The sequence below is a fragment of the Amycolatopsis sp. CB00013 genome (genome assembly GCF_001905755.1).
In the GTDB taxonomy this organism is placed as follows: Bacteria; Actinomycetota; Actinomycetes; order Mycobacteriales; family Pseudonocardiaceae; genus Amycolatopsis; species Amycolatopsis japonica.
On sequence record NZ_LIWC01000003.1, the window covers coordinates 302,538 to 321,330 of the forward strand.

Annotated in this window: 16 protein-coding genes; 7 read left to right on the forward strand and 9 right to left on the reverse strand. The window is 64.1% G+C overall.

Annotated elements, in window-relative coordinates; translation table 11 throughout:
* Positions 1–1,280 precede the first annotated feature (1,280 nt).
* A complete protein-coding gene (locus AMK34_RS21085; protein WP_073846507.1) occupies positions 1,281–1,514 on the reverse strand; it encodes a DUF397 domain-containing protein in 234 nt (77 codons plus the stop codon).
* Positions 1,515–1,689: 175 nt separating this feature from the next.
* Positions 1,690–2,550 carry a helix-turn-helix domain-containing protein gene (locus tag AMK34_RS21090; protein WP_143202532.1) on the reverse strand — a complete coding sequence of 287 codons (861 nt, stop codon included), beginning with the start codon at positions 2,548–2,550 and terminating at the stop codon, positions 1,690–1,692.
* Between the two features lie 236 nt (positions 2,551–2,786).
* Here AMK34_RS21090 and AMK34_RS21095 point away from each other — a divergent pair, with 236 nt between their 5' ends.
* Positions 2,787–4,409, forward strand: coding sequence for a hypothetical protein (locus AMK34_RS21095; protein ID WP_073846509.1), 1,623 nt, complete (start codon positions 2,787–2,789; stop codon positions 4,407–4,409).
* A 23-nt stretch (positions 4,410–4,432) separates the two neighbouring features.
* On the opposite strand, the gene AMK34_RS21100 is transcribed toward AMK34_RS21095, so the two are convergent.
* Entirely contained in the window at positions 4,433–6,535 is a 2,103-nt protein-coding gene (locus tag AMK34_RS21100) for an ATP-binding protein (RefSeq protein ID WP_073846510.1), read from the reverse strand.
* A gap of 1,311 nt (positions 6,536–7,846) precedes the next feature.
* Here AMK34_RS21100 and AMK34_RS21105 point away from each other — a divergent pair.
* The 4 genes from AMK34_RS21105 (at position 7,847) to AMK34_RS42250 (ending at position 11,954) form a co-directional block, all read left to right on the forward strand.
* Positions 7,847–8,305: a hypothetical protein gene (locus AMK34_RS21105; protein ID WP_073846511.1), complete on the forward strand. Its 459-nt coding sequence runs from the start codon at positions 7,847–7,849 to the stop codon at positions 8,303–8,305.
* Entirely contained in the window at positions 8,302–10,608 is a 2,307-nt protein-coding gene (locus AMK34_RS21110) for a hypothetical protein (protein WP_073846512.1), read from the forward strand. The genes AMK34_RS21105 and AMK34_RS21110 overlap by 4 nt, the downstream gene beginning before the upstream one ends.
* A gap of 83 nt (positions 10,609–10,691) precedes the next feature.
* A complete protein-coding gene (locus AMK34_RS21115) occupies positions 10,692–11,354 on the forward strand; it encodes a hypothetical protein (RefSeq protein WP_158073293.1) in 663 nt (220 codons plus the stop codon).
* 312 nt (positions 11,355–11,666) lie between these two features.
* A complete protein-coding gene (locus AMK34_RS42250) occupies positions 11,667–11,954 on the forward strand; it encodes a hypothetical protein (protein ID WP_241832815.1) in 288 nt (95 codons plus the stop codon).
* On the opposite strand, the gene AMK34_RS21125 is transcribed toward AMK34_RS42250, so the two are convergent.
* On the reverse strand, positions 11,951–12,319 hold the full coding sequence (locus tag AMK34_RS21125) for a VOC family protein (protein ID WP_073846515.1): 369 nt from the start codon (positions 12,317–12,319) through the stop codon (positions 11,951–11,953). The genes AMK34_RS42250 and AMK34_RS21125 overlap by 4 nt on opposite strands.
* A 115-nt stretch (positions 12,320–12,434) precedes the next feature.
* On the opposite strand from AMK34_RS21125, the gene AMK34_RS21130 reads away from it, so the two are divergent.
* Positions 12,435–12,827 carry a hypothetical protein gene (locus tag AMK34_RS21130; protein WP_073846516.1) on the forward strand — a complete coding sequence of 131 codons (393 nt, stop codon included), beginning with the start codon at positions 12,435–12,437 and terminating at the stop codon, positions 12,825–12,827.
* Here the strand turns inward: AMK34_RS21130 and AMK34_RS21135 are convergent.
* The 4 genes from AMK34_RS21135 to AMK34_RS21150 form a co-directional block, all read right to left on the reverse strand.
* Positions 12,817–13,632: a serine hydrolase gene (locus AMK34_RS21135; RefSeq protein ID WP_073846517.1), complete on the reverse strand. Its 816-nt coding sequence runs from the start codon at positions 13,630–13,632 to the stop codon at positions 12,817–12,819. The genes AMK34_RS21130 and AMK34_RS21135 overlap by 11 nt on opposite strands.
* A gap of 84 nt (positions 13,633–13,716) precedes the next feature.
* On the reverse strand, positions 13,717–15,213 hold the full coding sequence (locus AMK34_RS21140; protein WP_073846518.1) for a bifunctional 3-(3-hydroxy-phenyl)propionate/3-hydroxycinnamic acid hydroxylase: 1,497 nt from the start codon (positions 15,211–15,213) through the stop codon (positions 13,717–13,719).
* Positions 15,214–15,226: 13 nt separating this feature from the next.
* Positions 15,227–16,195: a VOC family protein gene (locus AMK34_RS21145; RefSeq protein WP_073846519.1), complete on the reverse strand. Its 969-nt coding sequence runs from the start codon at positions 16,193–16,195 to the stop codon at positions 15,227–15,229.
* The gene (locus tag AMK34_RS21150) at positions 16,192–17,064 is read right to left on the reverse strand and encodes an alpha/beta fold hydrolase (RefSeq protein WP_073846520.1); all 873 of its coding nucleotides are present in this window, start codon (positions 17,062–17,064) and stop codon (positions 16,192–16,194) included. The genes AMK34_RS21145 and AMK34_RS21150 overlap by 4 nt, the downstream gene beginning before the upstream one ends.
* Before the next feature lie 84 nt (positions 17,065–17,148).
* Here AMK34_RS21150 and AMK34_RS21155 point away from each other — a divergent pair, with 84 nt between their 5' ends.
* On the forward strand, positions 17,149–18,120 hold the full coding sequence (locus tag AMK34_RS21155) for an amidohydrolase family protein (protein ID WP_037342899.1): 972 nt from the start codon (positions 17,149–17,151) through the stop codon (positions 18,118–18,120).
* Position 18,121: 1 nt separating this feature from the next.
* On the opposite strand, the gene AMK34_RS21160 is transcribed toward AMK34_RS21155, so the two are convergent.
* On the reverse strand, positions 18,122–18,745 hold the full coding sequence (locus tag AMK34_RS21160) for a TetR/AcrR family transcriptional regulator (RefSeq protein WP_073846521.1): 624 nt from the start codon (positions 18,743–18,745) through the stop codon (positions 18,122–18,124).
* Positions 18,746–18,793 lie beyond the last annotated feature (48 nt).

An 18,793-nucleotide genomic window follows, 5' to 3' on the forward strand; every position in this document is an offset into this window, starting at 1 on the left:
TACCGTGGTTTGCCGCGCGGGCAGCTAGTCGACTGATCGCTCCTGTCCGCTATGTAGCTGTCAAGTACTTGGAGCGCGTTATGGGTCGGTTCGCCCGAGCAACCTCTCGTCGTGGGGTTGATGACAGTCTTCACCCGCCCGCCTGGAGAAGTCATCGATAACCGCGAGATCGAACGGAGGTTTGCCCTTCACGACGGCTGAATCGCCGAGCGGACCGGGATATTCGCGCGATGCTAGGCCAGCCCGATGGAAGTATCCGAGTCTCCGGGGGCTTGCCACGGTCCGCGTCGCGTTAGATGGGCGTCAGTCTGGGCTCCTGAACAGCTCGGCGGTCTGATCTTCGCGACCACGTCGTCGACAGGCTATTGTCGGCTCAGTATGGGAGTGCGGGCACTCGTACGGCGCATAGAATTGTGACATACGAAGGCCTATCATGCTGCGGGCATTGGTAATAGCCTTACGTTCGTCGATTTCGAATATCCATCTTGTCGGGATGTGGACGAATCTCCCGGGATTGCGATGACCGAACCGATATCATTTACCTTGGGGCGAATTTCTCACTTGAGCTTCTTCGTCGCTGCGTACGGCACCTGCGCATTGGCATCTACGCAAGCAGTGCCTGGCATTCAGGTGAAGACCAAGCGACGTTCAAAGACGGGTACTTCCATGAGCTTCGAGATCCCGGCTAGGCGCCGGTATAGCCGACGTCGTGGCCGCTGAGATCGAGGAAATGCGGAATCTGGATGGGCATGTGAGGCTCGTCCATGGCCGGATTGCGTGTACCTTTGGACTTCGGGAATTAAGCTCACGCCTTCATGGTTACGTCGCGTTCGAGATTCTCCCCGGCTGTCAGATCACCGGTGCAGCGCGGACGATCAAGTCTCTTTTGCCCGGCTATGTCCGCATATAGTGCATCTTTTCGATACTTTCGAGATCCCTTTCAAAGCGCGGACTTCTGATCGGAGCGCCCTGCGGCTGGGAACGGGCAGTTCGCAATGGCGGTGATGAAAGCCTCGTGCTAAAGGCGTCTGTCCGATCGAGGTCGATCGGGTCGCTTCTGCTGAGGTGACAGGGCTGTCACCCGGGTGTCCACAGGGGTTGATTCGACGCTGCGCGCCGCAGGCAACGCCGAAGCGGGGCGGAGCCCTCGGCGTTGCCGTCGAACAGCACGATGTGACGTGGTGTGGGCGTCAGTGAACATTGAGTGTTCTTCACACTTGAATTCGCCTTCGAAGGAGGGACGCCAGCTTGGTTGCGCGTCCTCGTGCACGGGCTGAAGGCTACTTCTTCGAGCTGTCCGTGTTTAGCGTCGCGATGAGTGCTCGCCACGCTTGATGTGAGATTGCGAGCTTTTCACCGTCTGGATACTGCGAATTTCGTATGTGGACGGTGGTTGAACTGAAGGCGACCTCTACGCAGTTCGGATCGGTTCGCGGATGACACCGTGAACTCTTGAACCACGTGAGTTTTTCCCCTTCGGCGTCACCCAAGGCGCTTTGAATGTCTCCGGTCATTAGGCCCTCCCGACCCGCAGTACCGGTGCAGGAGCGCAGGCTCCCGGACCAGTCACTCCCAGAGTTCCGGAGTGTCCGATTCTACTCGGTGATCAATGGCCTGGGCGGGCGAATTTTCGTACGGTTGGGTGAGCTGATCTGGGCCAAGAAGGTGAAGCGGTGAGCACGATCAGGTTCAAATGCCGATATTTCCGCCGACGCGGTCCAGTTCCTCGTCCAGTTGTTCCGGCCGGGAGGAGTGCTCGGGCTGGAGGAGGTTGTCGAAGATGCGAAGGTGCCGACTGACTGCATTGCCTCGGGCGAGAGTGGGACCCGATGACTGGTCAAGGTATACAAGCGGCGCCTCGCGGTCGTCATCGAACGTGAAGATCGTGAAGGGGACCTGCATGCCATGTGTCACGCCGTTGGCGAACGCGGCGACTTGGATGTCAACGTTCGGCAGCCGGTTTAGATGCTTCAGATGGTCGAACTGTTCGCGCATCACGTGGGGTGAGCCGATGGAGCGGCTGATCGATGCTTCGTCCAGGATGAAGGAAGCCTTCGGGCCGTCCGGGTCGGTAAGCAACTCCTGACGCGAGGTTCGCATCTTGATGCCTTGCTCGATGTCCTCGTCGCTCCAATCGAAAGCCACGCCAAGGCTTCGGATGTACTCCGGGGTCTGAAGGATCCCGGGCACGATGAACGACTGGTATTGAGCCATCTTCACTGCCGAAGCCTCGGTCGCGATGAACTCGATCAGTTCCGCCGATGCGTACTCATGGTAGTCGTCCCACCACGCCCTCTCGCGGGCCATGCGGGCGAGGTCTTCGATCTCCTTGACCGTGACGGGGTCTGTCACGCCGTAGAGGTTCAGTAGAGCCCAGAGGTCGGTGATGGACACCCCGACGACGCCGGTCTCCATGCGGATAACCTTCGACATCGACCAGGAGAGCGCGTCCGCCACTTCCTTCTGCGTCAGCTTGCTCACGGAGCGTCGTCTGCGTAGTTCGCTGCGTAGTTTCCGCTGGGCAGCGACCGGGTTACGTCCCCTGGGCATGAAGGACACCTTCTCGCACTAGGCTTCAATGGTCCGGGCAGCTAGCATTACGCCACATGGCCTCTCAGCCACCAGGCAGACAGCTATATGGCAGATTGGAATCACTGTAAAGGAGTACCACTAGATACCGCCCGGTAGCAACCAAACGGGCGACGGTCGTACGGATCGGGACATAGCCTGTGGGTGATCAAGGAAGTGACCGCGTCAGTCGTTGGACGCGGAAGCCTCCCTACCGCTTGCTGCTCGTAGTGCGTAACGGGGCAACGCTGGACCGGACGCTCAGCCTGTTGCAGGTGCTCAGGGCGGACGTGCCCGAGATCCGGTTCACGATCGACGCCGGCTCGAGCTTCGACCTCGGGCTACAGCGCCATATCGAGAGCTTGGGGTTCGAGGTTCTCTCGTGGAAGGAGGCTACGGACGAACACTTCGATGTGATCCTGGCTACTCAGGCTTCGAAACGCCTCGCCGAACTGCACGGCTTCAAGATCGTTTGCGCGCACGGTGCGGGGTATAACAGGCTCGTACCGAAATCCACCGGAAGCGACACCGTCGCGACGGGCCTCGTACGCGACCAGCTCATGGTAGGTGGTGAGGTGATTCCCGACCTCATCTTCGTCTCGCATGCCGAGCAGATCGATCGGTTGCGGCTCGGTTGCCCTGAAGCCGCCGAGCGGGCGGTGGTCCTGGGTGACCCCGTCTTCTATCGAATCAAGGAATCAGAGTTTGCCCGGGACCGATTTCGGCAGCGGTTCGAGCTGACGGGACGTCAGAAGCTCGTGGTGGTCAGCTCGACCTGGGGGCCCTATGGCGGGCTGGGCAGTCACGACGATCTGATCCCCCAGCTGCTCGTGCAGCTGCCTGTCCACGAGTACCGCTTGGCAGCCATCCTGCACCCGAACATCTGGGCAGGGCACACTCCCGCCGAGATCAAGCTCTTCCTGGAGGATTACTGCGACGCTGGGCTGGTCTACATCCCCCCGCGCACCCCTTGGGAAGCAGCCGTGATCGCGGCGGACATCGTGCTCGGTGACCACGGAAGTGTGTCGTACTACGGTGCCGCCCTGGGGCGACCCCTCTTGCTGATCGCGGACGGGAGCCAGGAGCTCGACCCGGCTTCCCCGCCGGCGAGGCTGTGCCGCGAAGGTGACCATCTCGACCTCACGAAGGATCTGCTACCGCAGATCGACCGCGCGTTCAGCACCCACGACCCGGCCAAAGCGGCTGCCATTACCGAGGCGATGTTCCAAGAACAAGACCGCTCCTGGGAGATCTTCCGGAATGCCATCCTCCAAGCCGCGGCGAGGCCTCTGCCCAAGGGGCGGCCCCGGATGATCCGCGTCGACGATCCAGAGCCGTCCCCCAGTCGGTCCCTCACCGCATGGAAAGTGTCACCCAAACTCGCGTATCGCGAAAACAATCCCGTGATCGAAATCAGATGCTTGCCCAAGATCGTCGCCAGGGAAGTCGACGCCTATCGAGAGAGAACCCTGCGCATTGCCGACGCGGCGGAGTACTACCTGACGGTCACGGCTCAGGACGAGGTAGATCGGGCATGCCGTGACAATACCGATGTAATGCTGCACATGGGGCCCCTCCGCACCGCGGACGGCGAGCAGTGGGCATCAGAAATCTTCACTGGACGTACTGCCACGCTTGCCGGCTATGTCGGTAATGGTGGTTGCATGCTGAGGTGGATCGACGGACCCGGGCTCTTCGTCGCTCACGGCGATGTGCTCATCGCCGCGGCGGCTGCGTACCGCTGGCGGGAGGAGGAGTTGCCGATCGACTTGCCGTTCACGGTGGAGGTCGACGTCGGAGGGGAACTGATCAAACTCGACATGTCTCCGCTCGAAGCATAATTCGGCGATCGAGGTGCTGCCCCTCAAGCGCTCACCCATCGATCCTCGTCGTCGAGCCAGCTTCTGATGGTCGTGCTCCGAGGGTTGCCGGTGGTCTCGTAAAGCTGAAGCAACCTTTCCGCGTAATTGTGGAACTGTCCGCGATCGTCTCCGTGGCGTGCGACGACAAGGAGTAATTCAAGAGCTTGAGCCTCCTTTACCGGCTGGCGGCGCTCGCGCATCGTAGCCGCTGTTCGATCGAGGATCTCTTGAGCCGCGTTCCATTGATCCAGCTTTTCGTATGCACGGCCCATCGCTATGCCGACCCTGGCGGCCGAAAGTTCGTCCTCGATCCGGCGCGCTACTTGAAGCGCCTCTACTAGTAGATGCAGGCCGTCGCTGGCCTTGCCCGCTCTGACCAGAACGTCGCCGAGTTGATATGACTGGATAGCGACCCCACGGGCACTTCCGAGCTTCTCGTTGAGCACGCGGGCACGTTTGAGCTTCTCCGCGGACTCGTCGAAGAGTTCCTGTTCCCGGTAGAGAAGACCTAGTGACTCGGAAACGACCGCTTGTGACCAGAGGTCATCCGTAGCCAACTCATCGGCGGCGTTCAGTTGAGTGGCGGCGGAGTCGAAATCACGTAGCTCGATATAAGCACGAGCCAGCTGATTACGTATTTTAGCCTCGGCGACCCGGTTTCCGCACTTCGACGCGGCTTGAACACCTAATTGATGAGTTTCCACCCAGTCTGGATATACCTTGTGACTGTGGTAGTAAGCCCACAGGAATTCGCAAAAAGCCCAGACCTGCTCGAAATCTTCCAGCTCCCATGCGATTCTCACCGCGCGGACCAGATTTGTCTGCTCGACCTCAAGCCATTTCATCGGCTCTGCGGGGTCCGTTTCTTCGAAATTCGAGATAGGTTTGTAACTCGAAATCCGCCAACGCCCATCGCCGAGTATGGCGCGATCTGCAGCGGCTGTCCGATCAAAATACCAGCTGATCATCCGCCTGGTAGCGGCGTCTAGTTCGTCTCCGGATTCATCGCGAAACGCTGTCTGGTGCGCGTGAAGGCGCACCAGATCGTGGAAGCGGTAGCGCTCTTCATAGAGTTCTTCAACGAGATTGGCGTCGGACAAGATCGCCAAGATGTCGTCGGTCGCATCGGGTGACGTGTTCGCGGCAGCGGCCGCGATCCCTACCGCGAAATCTCTCCCAGGGTGCAATGCCGCCAGTCGATACATCCGCTGGGCTGCGGGAGGAAGATCGGCGTACACCGCGTCGAACATTCGCCGAAGTCCGGTTTCGCCATCCACGGACAGGCGATCCAGGCGCCGGTGATCGTCGTTCAGATAACGTACGAGTCGTGGTACAGACCACGTGCGGTGCTGAGCGAGTTGAGCGCCGGCGATGCACAGGGCGATGGGTAGACCGCCGCACAATTGAGCAAGTTCTTTCACCGCGGTCGGTTCAGGCGCCCCCGCGCGCACGGGGAGCATCTGCGCCACCAGCAGCGTGCTATCGGACGGCCCCAAGGGGGAGACCGCGATGAACGTGGCTCCCTCGGTGATCAGGCCGCCGAGCTTGTGTCTGCTGGTCACGAGCACGACACTGTGTTGCGAGCCTGGGATCAGCGGTCGCACCTGTGCAGCCTGCTCGGCGTTCTCAATGACAATGAGCAGTCGCCTTGCCTGAGTGCGGGTCCGGAACAGGGCTGCTCGCTCGGGCAACGAGATCGGGATGTAATCCTCGCTGACCCCAAGTGCACGGAGGAAGCTCCCCAAGACCTCGGCGAGTTCCACACCATTCGGTCGGCGATAGGCCGCGAGATCCACGTACAACTGCCCGCCGGTGAAAAGGCTCAGGTGCTTGTGTGCCCACTGCAAAGCCAGGGCGGTCTTCCCAACACCACCAAGGCCGCTCATCACTACGACGGCTGCTCGATCTTGTTGCGGCGTTTGGACCCGGTCTGTGATGGCCTTGAGCTCGCTGGTCCGGTTGACGAACCTGTGCGGTGGTGGAGGTAGCTGCCTGGGCGTATCCGCGAGGGAGTAAGGAAGTGCGGCGCTGACTTCCTGATCCGCAAGAGCGGAGGATTCGTCAGCAGAACCGGCGGGCTCAGGTGGCCCTGGCTCAGCGCCCATCCGCTCGCTCCCCGATCGAGTGATCCAACGCCGTACGGTTGTTGCTTCCGTCTAGCAACCCTACCGTGCGTCGCCGGTCACACTCCATAGTTGAGTTTTTCAACTGTGAGCACCCTAACTTACGCGACCTAGCGCAGAAATCCGAACCAGCGGTTTCAGGCTATTGGGACCGACTTGCGAGTTGTAACCAACTTTCACTCCTGGTGGACCCCATTAGCAGGTGCGATCACGCTCTGGCGTCATGTCGGTGAGAAAGCGGCCATCTCGGGATGTCGTGCCCCCGTAACGTGGTGCGCACTCAGTGTGTCTGCAACTCATAGTTTATACCCTCCGTCCCGTGCACGTGCACCTGCACAGGCAAGCCGTGGTCAATACTGGTTGCAAGACGTGGCAACTTGACTCAGTTGAGGGATGCGACCAGCGACTGTCTGTGTAGTCATTTGGGGGCGTGTCTGCGGTTGGACGCCACCAAGGGCGAACGAGCGTGCGTATGTCCGAGAGTGGCTCGGGAAGAGTTCATGTCACGGAGTCGTGTGACGGGCGTAGTTCGCTACAGCTGCAAATACAACGCTCGGTGGCGGTCGCCTGGTGGTCCTGGATTCGTGAGCAAAGCCGAATCGGTGGCTGGTGACCTGCGGCGACTCTGTGCTTGCTGTAGCCACGGCCGAGCTTGCCGGCTAAGTGGCTTGGCTGTCTTGGTGCACGGGGGCGTTAGGTGGAGGGGAGCGGGCGGCCTGGCGGACGTCTGGCGTGGCGAAACCCACGGCTGTATGCGTTGAAGAGGGCTGGATCGACTTGCGTGTCGGAAAGAATCTCTCAGTCAGGCGATCGCAATGCGTAGCGAGCTCAACCCAGTGTGCCAAGCATCGGGGTTCGTAGGAGTTGAAAATCACAGCCCAAGGCCTCGGGTGCGGCCTCGGTAAGGAGTCCTGCTGCGGCGAAGATGGCGTGTCGGCGGTCGGTGCAGTCAGGGCGGGTGTGCATCCTGCTTGAACATTGGTCAAGGGGTGTCGTAGTTCACCGCGTCGTCCTGTCGGCCGGTGTACTGACTGGAAGTGCGCTCGCTGCGCACTCTGGGATGCGAAATCCTGTTTCTCGCGATGCGTCCGGGGCGGCCTGCATGTGCTGTGCGCTGAAGTTTGACGCAGATACGCAGTTGATCAAGACTTAACGTGGAATACACCGCTCAGGTGGATCTTGAATCTGAGTCTTGTTTCAGCGGTGAACCCTTGGGAATATTGCGTCTCCGTCGAATTTCCCGAATGAATAGGTGTCGTCGACGTAATGTCTAATTCTCTGTCATTCGCTTCCATGACCGCTTCGATGCTTACGGCTTCCTTCAAGTTTCTTTTCGATCGTGCCAGCGCTGTGCTGGATCGGCGAGCTGAGGCCAAGAAGGGCGACTCGAAGCAAGACCAGGCGAAGGATGCCCCGGAAGAGCTGGCCAAGCTCCAGGAGGCGATGCGTGCGCTGAACGTCTATCGCGAGCACAATCTGACGTTGAGTAAGGAGGATGCTGGACTCGTTGGACTCCTCGAAGACGTGCATGCGGAACTCGAAAAAATTCTCGGCGAGCCGATCGACCTGGAGAAAGAATGTCGGCCAGGCGTGCGGGTGGAAGTCGAAAACGACGACGTCACCGGAGGGGTCACCGGTTTGCGGGTCGGTGACGTCGCGGCAGGCGGTAGCGCCGACGTCAAAGTGCGGAACCGTGACGTCAAGCGTGGTGCGGAGGTCACCGGCATGTGGATCGAGGGAACCCTGGGATGACGATGTTCGAGAACCAGGGGCACGAGCAAGACCACGACCCGGTCGGGGTCGGCCCGGCGGATGACGGCCGCAGCGGTAGCCGCCACTTGGAGCAACACAGTGAGGGGGAGTCGACGACTACGGGACAGGCGAACTCTGCCGAGTATCCCGAAGCTGAGCGTCATCTGCCGCCGTCCATGGCCGCGACCAGCAGTTTCCAGGCCACGGCGTTGGTGGAGAACCACCACGGTGGCGACGTCAACGCGCTCAAGGTCGTCAACTACCTCCAGGATTCATTGGAGCATCTGGAAGCCAACGATCAGTACTTGGAACTGACGCGGCAGCTCTTCGCGCCACCCACTGGTTTCGACTCCGCTCTGGAGAAGGGGCGAAACGACACACATTTGCTGGTCGTGGCTCGTGAATCCGACACAGGTCAGGTGATGATCGGGCACGCCTTCCTGGCTGCTCTCCGCAAGTGGAGTGGCGAGAACGTGTCCGTGGGTGCTCTGCCATTCGGTGGTGGGACGGAGTTCAAGGCCAGTAGGCTCCCTTTGCCGGAGGGGTGGGCCTACGTGGTCCAGGTGCCGCCGAATGAAGAGGACTTCAAGCTCAGTTCGTCGTTCGGCTCGAGCTTGGCCAAGCTGCAGGATGCGCTCAAACGCAAGCCCTGTTGGATGGTCATGCTGATGACTCCGCAACAGTGGCTCCAAGCAAGCTCCCAGGCCCCGGACGGCCTTCTCGCGCAACTCGGTGATGCTGAACCACTGGACATAGCGGAACGGGCTCTGCGAGTCCGCGACAAGGGCTTCCCGGTCGAGCGCTGGCTTCGCACGCGTGAGATCAGCAGCCTCCTGAACGGCCAGCCGCCTTCCGAAGTGCAGGAAGTCGTCGACCTGATGCTCAAGGCGCAGCACGCTGACCCGAGTGAGCTGATCGGCAGGGACGATCCCACCGTGGCCGGTGACGACGACCGTCGGATATCGGGGGAGGCGCTCGTCGACACTGGTGACCGGTTCTTCTCCCGACGTGTGGCGACTGTGGTTGCCGCACGTCGAAACTGGCGAAGGCAACTGCTGGACTGGCACCGAGCGGACGGCCGGACCAGTTTCCAGCGGAACTTTCTGGTATCGGCGGCGGCGCAACCGGGTGCGCCAGTCGCACACGTCTACGCCGGCACCGTCCGGCTGGCAGAGGCGCTGGGGGAAGGCAAGGGGCAGCCGCTCGAAACACAGGTGCACCCCGGTGTCATCGACCTGGTCGACGCGGCGGTCGCCGACTTGACCGACAAAGACACGGTGGAATTCGACCGTGTCGGCTGGGACGACGCCGTGCTCGAGTACTTCTGGGTCGATCGCCCCCTCTCGCGTGCGAAGTTCCTCAAGTGGCTCGCCGGTACGGTGGTGAAGCCCCGGGAACAAGGCGCCTTGGAATCCTTGACCGAATCTCAGCGTCAGGAGCTGGCGGCACGGATCGCGCAATTGGCCGTGCAGTGGGCCGTCCGGCAAAAGCGCGCTCTCCCCTTGGAGGCGGTCGCGGAGACTTGGCGCGGTAAACCGGTATGGCAGACGTTCATCGCAACGTTGGACCTCGCGGCGGTACAGCCGACCTCAACGGGCTACCTCCACGAGATGCTTCTGCGGTGGGCGAAATCCGGCGAGCCGGCGCGAGCTCAGGCTGTCGCCGAGGTCTGCTCGAGGGAGTTCGGGTCCAAGCACACAGGCAAAGCCCTGCGGAGGCTGAAACATGCCGCCGGATCACCGGATACCGACGTCATCGAGGCTGTTCAAGCCGCTGTGCTCACGCTCTGGCGGGACGCTTCGGTACGGCAGGCTCTGTTCGCGGAGGTGATCGCCTGGTGCAGGGAGCCGGATACGGCCGCCGTCGGGCGTCGTTCGTTCGCGACCCTCGCCAACGCGTTCGACCCCGCGGAGCCGGAACGTCCCTGGCTATTGGTCGATGAATCGGCAGGCGACGCCTACACCGCCACTGAGTCCGACCTGGCCGACGGCTGGAACACTCTGCTCAATCCGGCGTACGGCGATGTGGAATTGGAGCCCACCTTGTCCCGCTGGCTCGATGCCGGTTTGGCACGGCCTCATCTGCAGGACATCATCGTCGGGGTTCTGGCACGTGCTGCCCAGGTACCTGAGGTCGCTGGGCAAGAGTCAGAGCGTTTTCGGCTCACCGGTCTCGCCCGCAAGTGGTGTACCGCGGATGGCGAAAACCAGGCCAAAGAGGCACTGTACTTCCGTATTACGCGGCGGCTTGACGACGACTTCCTCCGTGGCCGTGCCGATGACCTGCACCTGGGGTGTACCTGATGTGGCGGCGGCCGAAAGCGCGGATGCAAGTCTGGCGTTACGAGGATCATCTGCCGAGCAGAGACGATGGCTTGAGCTTCGACGTGACCATCGAGCTGCTCGGCTACCCCAAGGACCTTGACGCCCGGTCCGCTGTCTCTCCGGCTGAGGCCGTGGGGGACAAGATCGGTGGGGCATTCGACGGAATCGCCCTCGCGCACTCACTCCTGCAGAAAAATCGCGTCCGGCGGTTAATGTACTCGCACTTGCTCGACAGGCTGCCGCTCGCGGTCCCAGGTGCCGAAATCCACGATGCCGTGGTAACCGTCGACATATCGGTAGGTTTGCTCGAAGCAGCTCGTCAGGCAGAGCATGCCCGGCACGAGATCCATCTCGACGCTTTGGCTTACCGGCAGATCAAAGCCCGCATGGACTTTCTGCGTGACGTGTGCCTGAAAGATCCCGGTGCCGCGCGTCTCTTCTCACTGATACCACCGTCACCGCGGCTCGCAGGTATGCCCTTGGTGGATCCCGAAGAGGTCGTCAAGGTCGTGTCGCAGTGGGCGCCTGGGTCGGGTTGGGTCGTAGCGGCTCAGAAACTCTTGGAGTTCGGTGAGAAGTTAACCAGCGACCAATTCGACGCCCTGGCGAAGTTGGTGCAAGACGCGATGGCCCGATTCGGTGAGGCTGATTTGGGAGTTGAGTTCGCGGCCGCGGTCGGCCAGGCGGCAGCTTTGAACGGGGTCAGCGATGGCGCAAGTACGTGAATAGGAGTCAGGGCATATAGCCGGTCGAGGATCTTATGGAGACGTGGTTCCTGGCGCTGGTATGCCCGGGGCAGGAAGGGGGCCTGTGGGCTTAGGACTTGACCGGCTCGTGTCACGTTTGCTTCGTGCGAGGGGGCTGACCCGGATTCGGGGCCGGAGTCAGCCGACGTCCGCTCATCAGATTCGGCGGCACAAGGTGCATGTGCAGCGGTGGACGGACGTCTTCATCCGGCTGGTGCTCGCCAACACCTGGGCCTGGCCGGTCAGCGGTGTCTTCCACTTCGAGTACTTTGCCCGGGTCTTCGGCGGCCCATGGACATCCCTGAGCGACGCCGCGCCTCCGCCATGTTCCCCCATCGGGTCCTCGCCAGCCGGGCCTTCTTCGCCGAGATCGAGGCCGGGCTTCCGGGTATCGCCCACTTCCCGACGCTGATCGTGTGGGGCGACAAGGACATCGCATTCCGCCCCCAGGAACGCGAACGTCTGGAAGCCACCTTCATCGACCACACGACCGTGATCGTCGAAGGCGCCGGCACCTACGTTGAATCCGACGCGCCCGAGGAGTTCGTCAGCGCGTTCCGCGACTGGACGGCGTCTTAGCCGCGGTCGTGGAGGGTGATCCGGTAGCCGTCGGGGTCGGCGAAGGTGAACGTCCGGCCGAAGGGGCCGTCGATCGGCGCGGAGACGATGGTGCGTCCGTCGGCGACGAGCGCGTCGTGAATCGCCTGGACGTCCGTGGCGTGGAGCCAGATCGCGGCGCCGATGCCGGGCTGCGCGACGGATTCGAGATCGGTGCCGGGAACGACCTCGCGGAGCGCGAAAGCGATCGGTTTCGTCTCGAAGACGACGGCGTGCGGAGGTCCGGCCGGTGAGCGGACCAGGCCGAGGTACTGCTCGTAGAACGCCTGCGACGCGTCGAGGTCACGCGCTTGCAGCGAGATGAAGTCCGGGCCGGTGGCGGGCATGGTCGTGCTCCTTTTCGTCGTGTCAGCATCCTGACATAGACGAGGGTATGTCAGGATGCTGACACGAGTCAAGGCGGGTTGACCTCTAGTCCGGTCGAGGTTCAAGGATGGGGACATGACTCTCGAAGCGGACGAAATGCTCCTGTTCCGGAACACCATGCGGATCACCGACGGCCACCTGGAGGAATTCACCGCCGCGGTCCGCGAAGCCATCGACTTCGTCGAGCACAACGCGCCGCAGGTGATGGTGCAGACCTTCGTCGACGCCGATCGGATGCTGGCCTACAGCTACCAGATGTACGCGGATTCGGCCGCGGTTCTCGAGCACTGGCGGATTTCCGAGGACCAGATCAACGCCGTGTCGGCGCATTGCACCGTGGTGGACTTCCAGGTGCACGGCTCGCCGGACGAGCGGGTGCTCGCGGGAATGCGCGGCATGATCGACGACGGCACCGCCGTCGTCACGCCGCGCATCGCGGGTTTCGTGCGCGGCGCGGTCAGCCCTTGAAATAGCCCTTGAACAGGATCTCGCTGATCTTGATGGTGGTCTCCTGCCCGGTTTCGAAGCCGTTCTGGATGACCTTGGTGTTGTTCATCAACGCGAGGGTGTACCGCTCGTGCGGCCCGACGAAGCCGACCGAGTTCATGATCCAGGAGCCGTCGTCGTTGTCGTCGGACCAGCCGTCCTTGTTGCCCGGGCGGGCGGCGGGCCCGGCGCCCCAGACACCCCACTGCTGGTTGACGTCGACGGTGCGCATCTCGTGGACGATGTAGTCGCGGTGATGGCGGGGGAGCTTCGTCAGGACATGGTTGACCAGCCGGTCCAGGTCGTTCGCGGTGGTCAGGATCCAGCCCCAGTGATGCGGGTGCTGGTCGGTGAACCGCATGTCGGTCATCCCGTAGGACGGGAAGCGCTTGGCGAACTCGGCCTCTCCGCCGTAGCGGGTCCACAGGGTGTGAGCGGCGGCGTCGTCGCTGGAGTTGAGCATGCGGTGCATCAGGTCGCGGTCTTCCGCGGTCAGCTGGACGGCGCCGGAATCGTTGCGCAGCAACAGGTCGACGACCATCGCCAGCTTCGGCGTGGAGCAGGCCCAAATGAGGGTCCCGGCGTCCGCGCTGCGGTAGACGGCGCCGGTCCACCGGTCCCGCAGGACGATCCCGGTGTCACCGGGCCTGCTGTCGGCGTAGGCCTGGGCGCGGATGATGCGGGCTTGGAGTTCCCGGTCGAAACGGGTCGTCGCGCCCGCGGGCGTGGCAGGTGTCAAGGCGAGTACCACCAGCATCGCGGTCAGGACGGCGGAAAGTCTCTTCATGCGTTCCCCAGGTTTTCGGTAGTGGTTCTTCCTGAGGGACAAGACGTTCGCGGGCGGCGGAGGTTGTCACGGCCAAGCGTACGGTCATTTTCCGGCCGATGCCGTGTGGACGAAGCCGTCCGGCCGCAGCGCGACCGCGCCGGACCGATGCCGCCGCAGCCACGCCAGCAGGGTTCCGTCGATGTCGATCACACCGCCGTCGGCCGGGCGCGTGCCGGGCGGGAGGACGGTGAGCCGGACGGCGTCCCGCTCGCAGTCGAGCGGCACGTCGCCGGTCGTCAGCACGGCCCACCGTCCGCCGAGGACGTCGTCGAGACGACGGCGGGTGCCGCCGGAATCGAGGACCCACGGTTGCGGGATCTTGCGTCCGACCGCGGGAGTGGTGCGGGGACCGAGGAATCCGTCGCGGTACCGGGCTTCCGGCACCCACGAGTACTTGACCAGCGTCCGGCGCACGAAGCGGCGGCGGGCGAGGGGGCGGAGCACCGCGTTGCGCAGCCGAGTGGCGACGGGGCGGCGCTGGGTGATGAGGCCGCCGACCAGGACGGCCCGGCGGGTCACTTCGCGAACGTGCGGTTTGCGTTCCGCCTCATAGGATTCCAGTACCGATTCGGGGAGTTCCCCGCGGACGACGGCGGCCAGTTTCCAGCACAGGTTGGCGACGTCGCGCACGCCCGCGGCCATGCCCTGGCCGATCCACGGTGGCATGGCGTGCGCCGCGTCCCCGGCGAGGAACACCCGCCCCGCACGCCAGCGCGCGGCGATGCGCACGTGATGGTTGTAGACCACCGCTCGGAGGACCGTGACGTGCTCCGAGGTGATTCCCTGTCGTGCCAACAGTTTCCCGACGGCGGAGTCGGTGACGAGTTCGCGTTCGTCCTCGCCGTCGAGCACCGGGAACTCCCAGCGGTGATGCCCGAGCGGCGTCGGGCAGTCCACGGCGGGGCGGCGCGGATCGCAGTGGAAGCGCAACCGCCCGATATCCGGCCATTCCTTCTCGACCGCGGTGTCGATGACGACCCAGCGGGTTTCGTAGGTGCGGCCGTCGAAGCCGATACCGAGCTGACCGCGGGTGGCGCTGGAGCCGCCGTCGGCGGCGATCACCCAGGAGGCGCGGACCCGGTCGAGCCGGTCGCCGTCGGTGAGCAGCAGTTCCACACCGTCGGAATCCTGCCGGACGCGCAGGCTTTCGTGTCCCAGCAGCAGTTCCACGTTCGGGAAGCGGGCGACACCGGAACGGAGAACGGCTTCCAACGCGGGCTGGTACAGGAATTGCTGCGGGGGATGGCCGTGCCCCGCGGATTCGAAGGCCGCGCTGAGGAAAGGTACGCCGTGGTCGTCGACGAAATCGATCGGCAGCCCGGCGAGCATGTCGCGGGTGAGTTCGTCGGCCAGCCCGGTCTGCTGCCAGATCCGCACGACCTCCTCGTCGGTGGAGATGGCCCGCGCCCGGCCGTAGACCTCGGGCTCGCGTTCGATCACCACCACCGAGAGCCCCCGCGCGCCGAGCAGGTTGGCGGCGGTGACCCCGCTGGGGCCGTAGCCGATGACGGCCACGTCGTACTGCGGAATACCGGACACGGCGTCGTGCCTCCTAGCCTTCGCGAAGGGACCGCACCGCGGCCTGGAATCGGGACATGAGGGTGGCGACGCGCACGCCGGCGGGGGTGTGGCCCCAGATCGAGATGCCGTCGTAGGTCGCCGGTTCCCAGGTGCGTTCGAGTTCCGGGGTGACGACGACGGGGTTCCAGCCGACCTCCAGTTCGAAACCCGATGGCGTGACGCAGTAGTAGGACAGTTCCCGGTCGTTGGTGTGCTGCCCGATCGACCACGCCATGGCGAAGCCGAGTTCGGTGACCCGGTGGAAGCTCGCGAGCAGGTCGTCCAGGGTGGCGATCTCGATGTTCACGTGCTGCACCGAGGTGCGGATGGGGTCGATCGCGAGGCCCGCGACGTTGGCGACCGCGATCGAATGGTGGCGTCGCCCGCTGCGCAGGAACCGGATGTTCAGCCTGGCCGGGCCGATCCGTTCGACGATCCGGTCGGACAACCGCAGATCGAGCAGGTCGTCCCAGTACGCGTGCAGCCGCTCGGGCCGGGTGGTGGTGATCGCGAGATGGCCCATGCCGCTCCGCCCGGTCACGAAGGCGGCGTTGAGCATCCGCGGCGACGTCGTGCTCGTGCGGGCGCGGGTGAAGATCTCGGTGGCGATGCCTTTGGGGCCGGGGAAACGCCAGAGCCGTTCGACGCCGCGGAGTGCCGCTTCCTCCGCAGTTCCTTCCGTGACCGGCAGGCCGGCCGCCGTGGCCCGGCCGAGGATCACCTCGAAGCTCGTGTGGTCGTCGACCTCCCAGCCCGCGGCGGTGACGTCCTCGGCGGGACCGCGCTGGATCAGGAAACGGCACTCGCGGTCGTCGAGCCGGAACCGGAGCGTGTCGCGGGTCAGCGCGTCGACGTGCAGGCCGATCGCGTCGGCGCCGAACCGGTTCCACTCGGTCAGCCGCCGGGATTCGACGACGACGTAGCCCAGCCGCGCGGCGCCGAAGATGTCGGGGCGGGTCATGCCGCGCTCACCCAGTCGAGCAGCAGCCGGTTGAACCGGTCCGCCTGCTCGTACTGGACCCAATGACCGGTCCGGGCGAACAGATGCAGATCGCAGCGGGGCAGGGTGCGTGCGAGCCATGGCCCGCCGGAGGGCCGGTTCACCTTGTCGAGGGTTCCCCAGACGGCCAGCGTCGGGATCGCGCAGCGTTCGAGCCGGGCCTTCTGGCGGGTGAAATCCATCCGCCAGAGGGTGCGCAGGGCGTCGCGGCCGGACGGCCGCCGCAACGGCGGGGCGGCGATCACGGCGGGGTCGATGCTCGCCTGGTAGCGGGATTCGATCAGCTCGTCCGGCACCGATGAGGCGTCGTGCACCAGGTAGTCACGGATGAACGTCGCCAGCTTCGCCCGGCTCGGGCCGTTCCCGGCGTAGTAGTCCAGGAGCGCGTTGAGGCCCTTCGTGGGCGGCTTCCGGGTCGTGCCGATACCGCCGGGGCCCATCAGCACCAGCGACGCGACCCGGTCGGGCCGGTCCAGCGCGAGCCGCAACGCGGCCGCACCCCCGTAGGAATTGCCGACCACGTGCGCCTTCTCGACATCGAGCGCGTCCAGCAGTTCGCGAACGAAGATCGCGAGATCGCCGAACGGATCGCCCTGATCGAGGTCCTTTGTGGACTGTCCGTAGCCGGGCATGTCCGGTACGAGGACCCGATGTCCCGCCGTCACCAGCGCGTCGACGTTGCGCGCGTAGTTCGACAGACCGGTGGCCCCGGGCCCGCCTCCGTGCAGCAGGAGCAGCGGGGGACGCCGTGCGTCGTGGCCGCCCTCGGGCGACACGTCGGCGAGGAAGACGTCGCGGGCGCCGGCGCGGACCGTGCGAGTCGAGGTCATACGTCACTCCTGTAGTGATCGATACAATTGGAGCGATCGCTACGGTAAGCTCGAGGCGACGAAACGTCAAGGAAGGGGAAACCGATGAGCCGTGCCCGCCGGATCGACACCCACCAGCACCTGGTTCCGCCGCGTTACGCGGCTTGGATGCACGAGAAAGGCATCCGCCCCGGAGGAGTGGACCTGCCCGCGTGGTCCGAAGGGGCCGCACTGAAGTTCATGGACGGAAACGACATCCAGACCGGCGTGCTGTCACTGTCGACGCCGGGCGTCTACTTCGGGGACGTCGCCGAGGCGCGGCGCTGGGCGCGGGAGATCAACGAATTCAGCGCCGAGGTCGTGGCACGAGAGCCCGACCGGTTCGGGTTCTTCGCCACCCTGACCCTTCCCGACGTCGAGGGGGCCGTCGCCGAGGCCGAGTACGCGCTCGATGTGCTGCACGCGGACGGAATCGTGCTGCTGGCCAACAACGACGGCCGCTACCTCGGCGACCCCGGCTTCGAGCCGCTGCTGCGGTTCCTGCACGAACGCGGCGCCGTCGTCTTCGTCCATCCCGGCGAGCTGCCCGCCCCGGAGGTCCCCGGCATCCCGACGTTCACCGCCGATTTCCTGCTGGACACCACCCGCACGGCGATCAGCCTGATCCTGTCGGGCTCGATGAAGAAGTACCCCGGCATCAAGTTCATCCTCGCCCACGCGGGCGGATTCGTGCCCTACATCGCCTACCGGATCCTGCTCGCCATGCTGAACGAGAAGAACAAGGCGCAGCAGGCCTGGACGCTGCTCGACCAGAAACACCAGGTGCCCAAACAGCTTTCGGTGCTGAAGCGGTTCTATTACGACGTCGCCCTGTCGGCGAGCCCGGCCGCGCTGCCCAGCCTGCTCGAAGTCGCCTCACCCGACCACATCACCTACGGCAGCGACTTCCCGTTCGCGCCGCCCGTCGCGATCGGCTTCCTGAACAAGCAATTCGAGAAATACCCGCTCGATCCCGGTCTGCGCGCCGCCATCGATCGTGGGAACTCCGAAGCGCTGTTCCCACGCTTGAAAGGATGAATCACGAAGGCCGGTCGCCCTCGACGAGGTCGAACACGGCCCGCGCGTGCAAGGCCAGCAACCGGTGCAGGTCGACGTCGTCCCCGCCGATCTCCTTGGCGACGAAGAAACCGTCGACGGCGGCCAGCGCGTAGAGGGCGACCAGGCGCACGGTGTCTTCGGTCAGCCAGGGCGCGGACGCGGCGAAGGCCGACTCCACCCGGCGAAGCGCGATCTCCCGGACCTCCAGGAACTTCCGGCGCGCCGTCGGCTCTTCCGGGCGTCGCGCGAGCGCCAGCATCAAGCCGAGGCGCAGGAAGTCCGGCGTGGCCAGAAGGGTCTTCCCGACCTGGGTCGCGACTTCGGTGAACGCTTCGAGCGTGAGACGCGTGCCGTCCGCCGGGAGCGTGAACGCGCCCAGCCAGCTGGTGAAACTGCGCTCGATGACCGCGGCGATGAGCTCGTCCTTGTCGCGGAAGTGCCAGTAGATCGAGCTGGCCGGCAGCCCGCAGCGCTCACTGACCTGCGCGATGCTGGTGCCGTCGTAGCCGCGTTCGCCGGCGATCTCGGCGGCCGCGTCCAGGATCCGGCGGCGCGACTCCTCGCCGTTCGCGCGGCGCTGTCGCGTCTTGCGGGCTTCCGTCATCCGAGCTCCCTCCACTTACCGGAGTGAATGCTACGGGACGCGGGAACC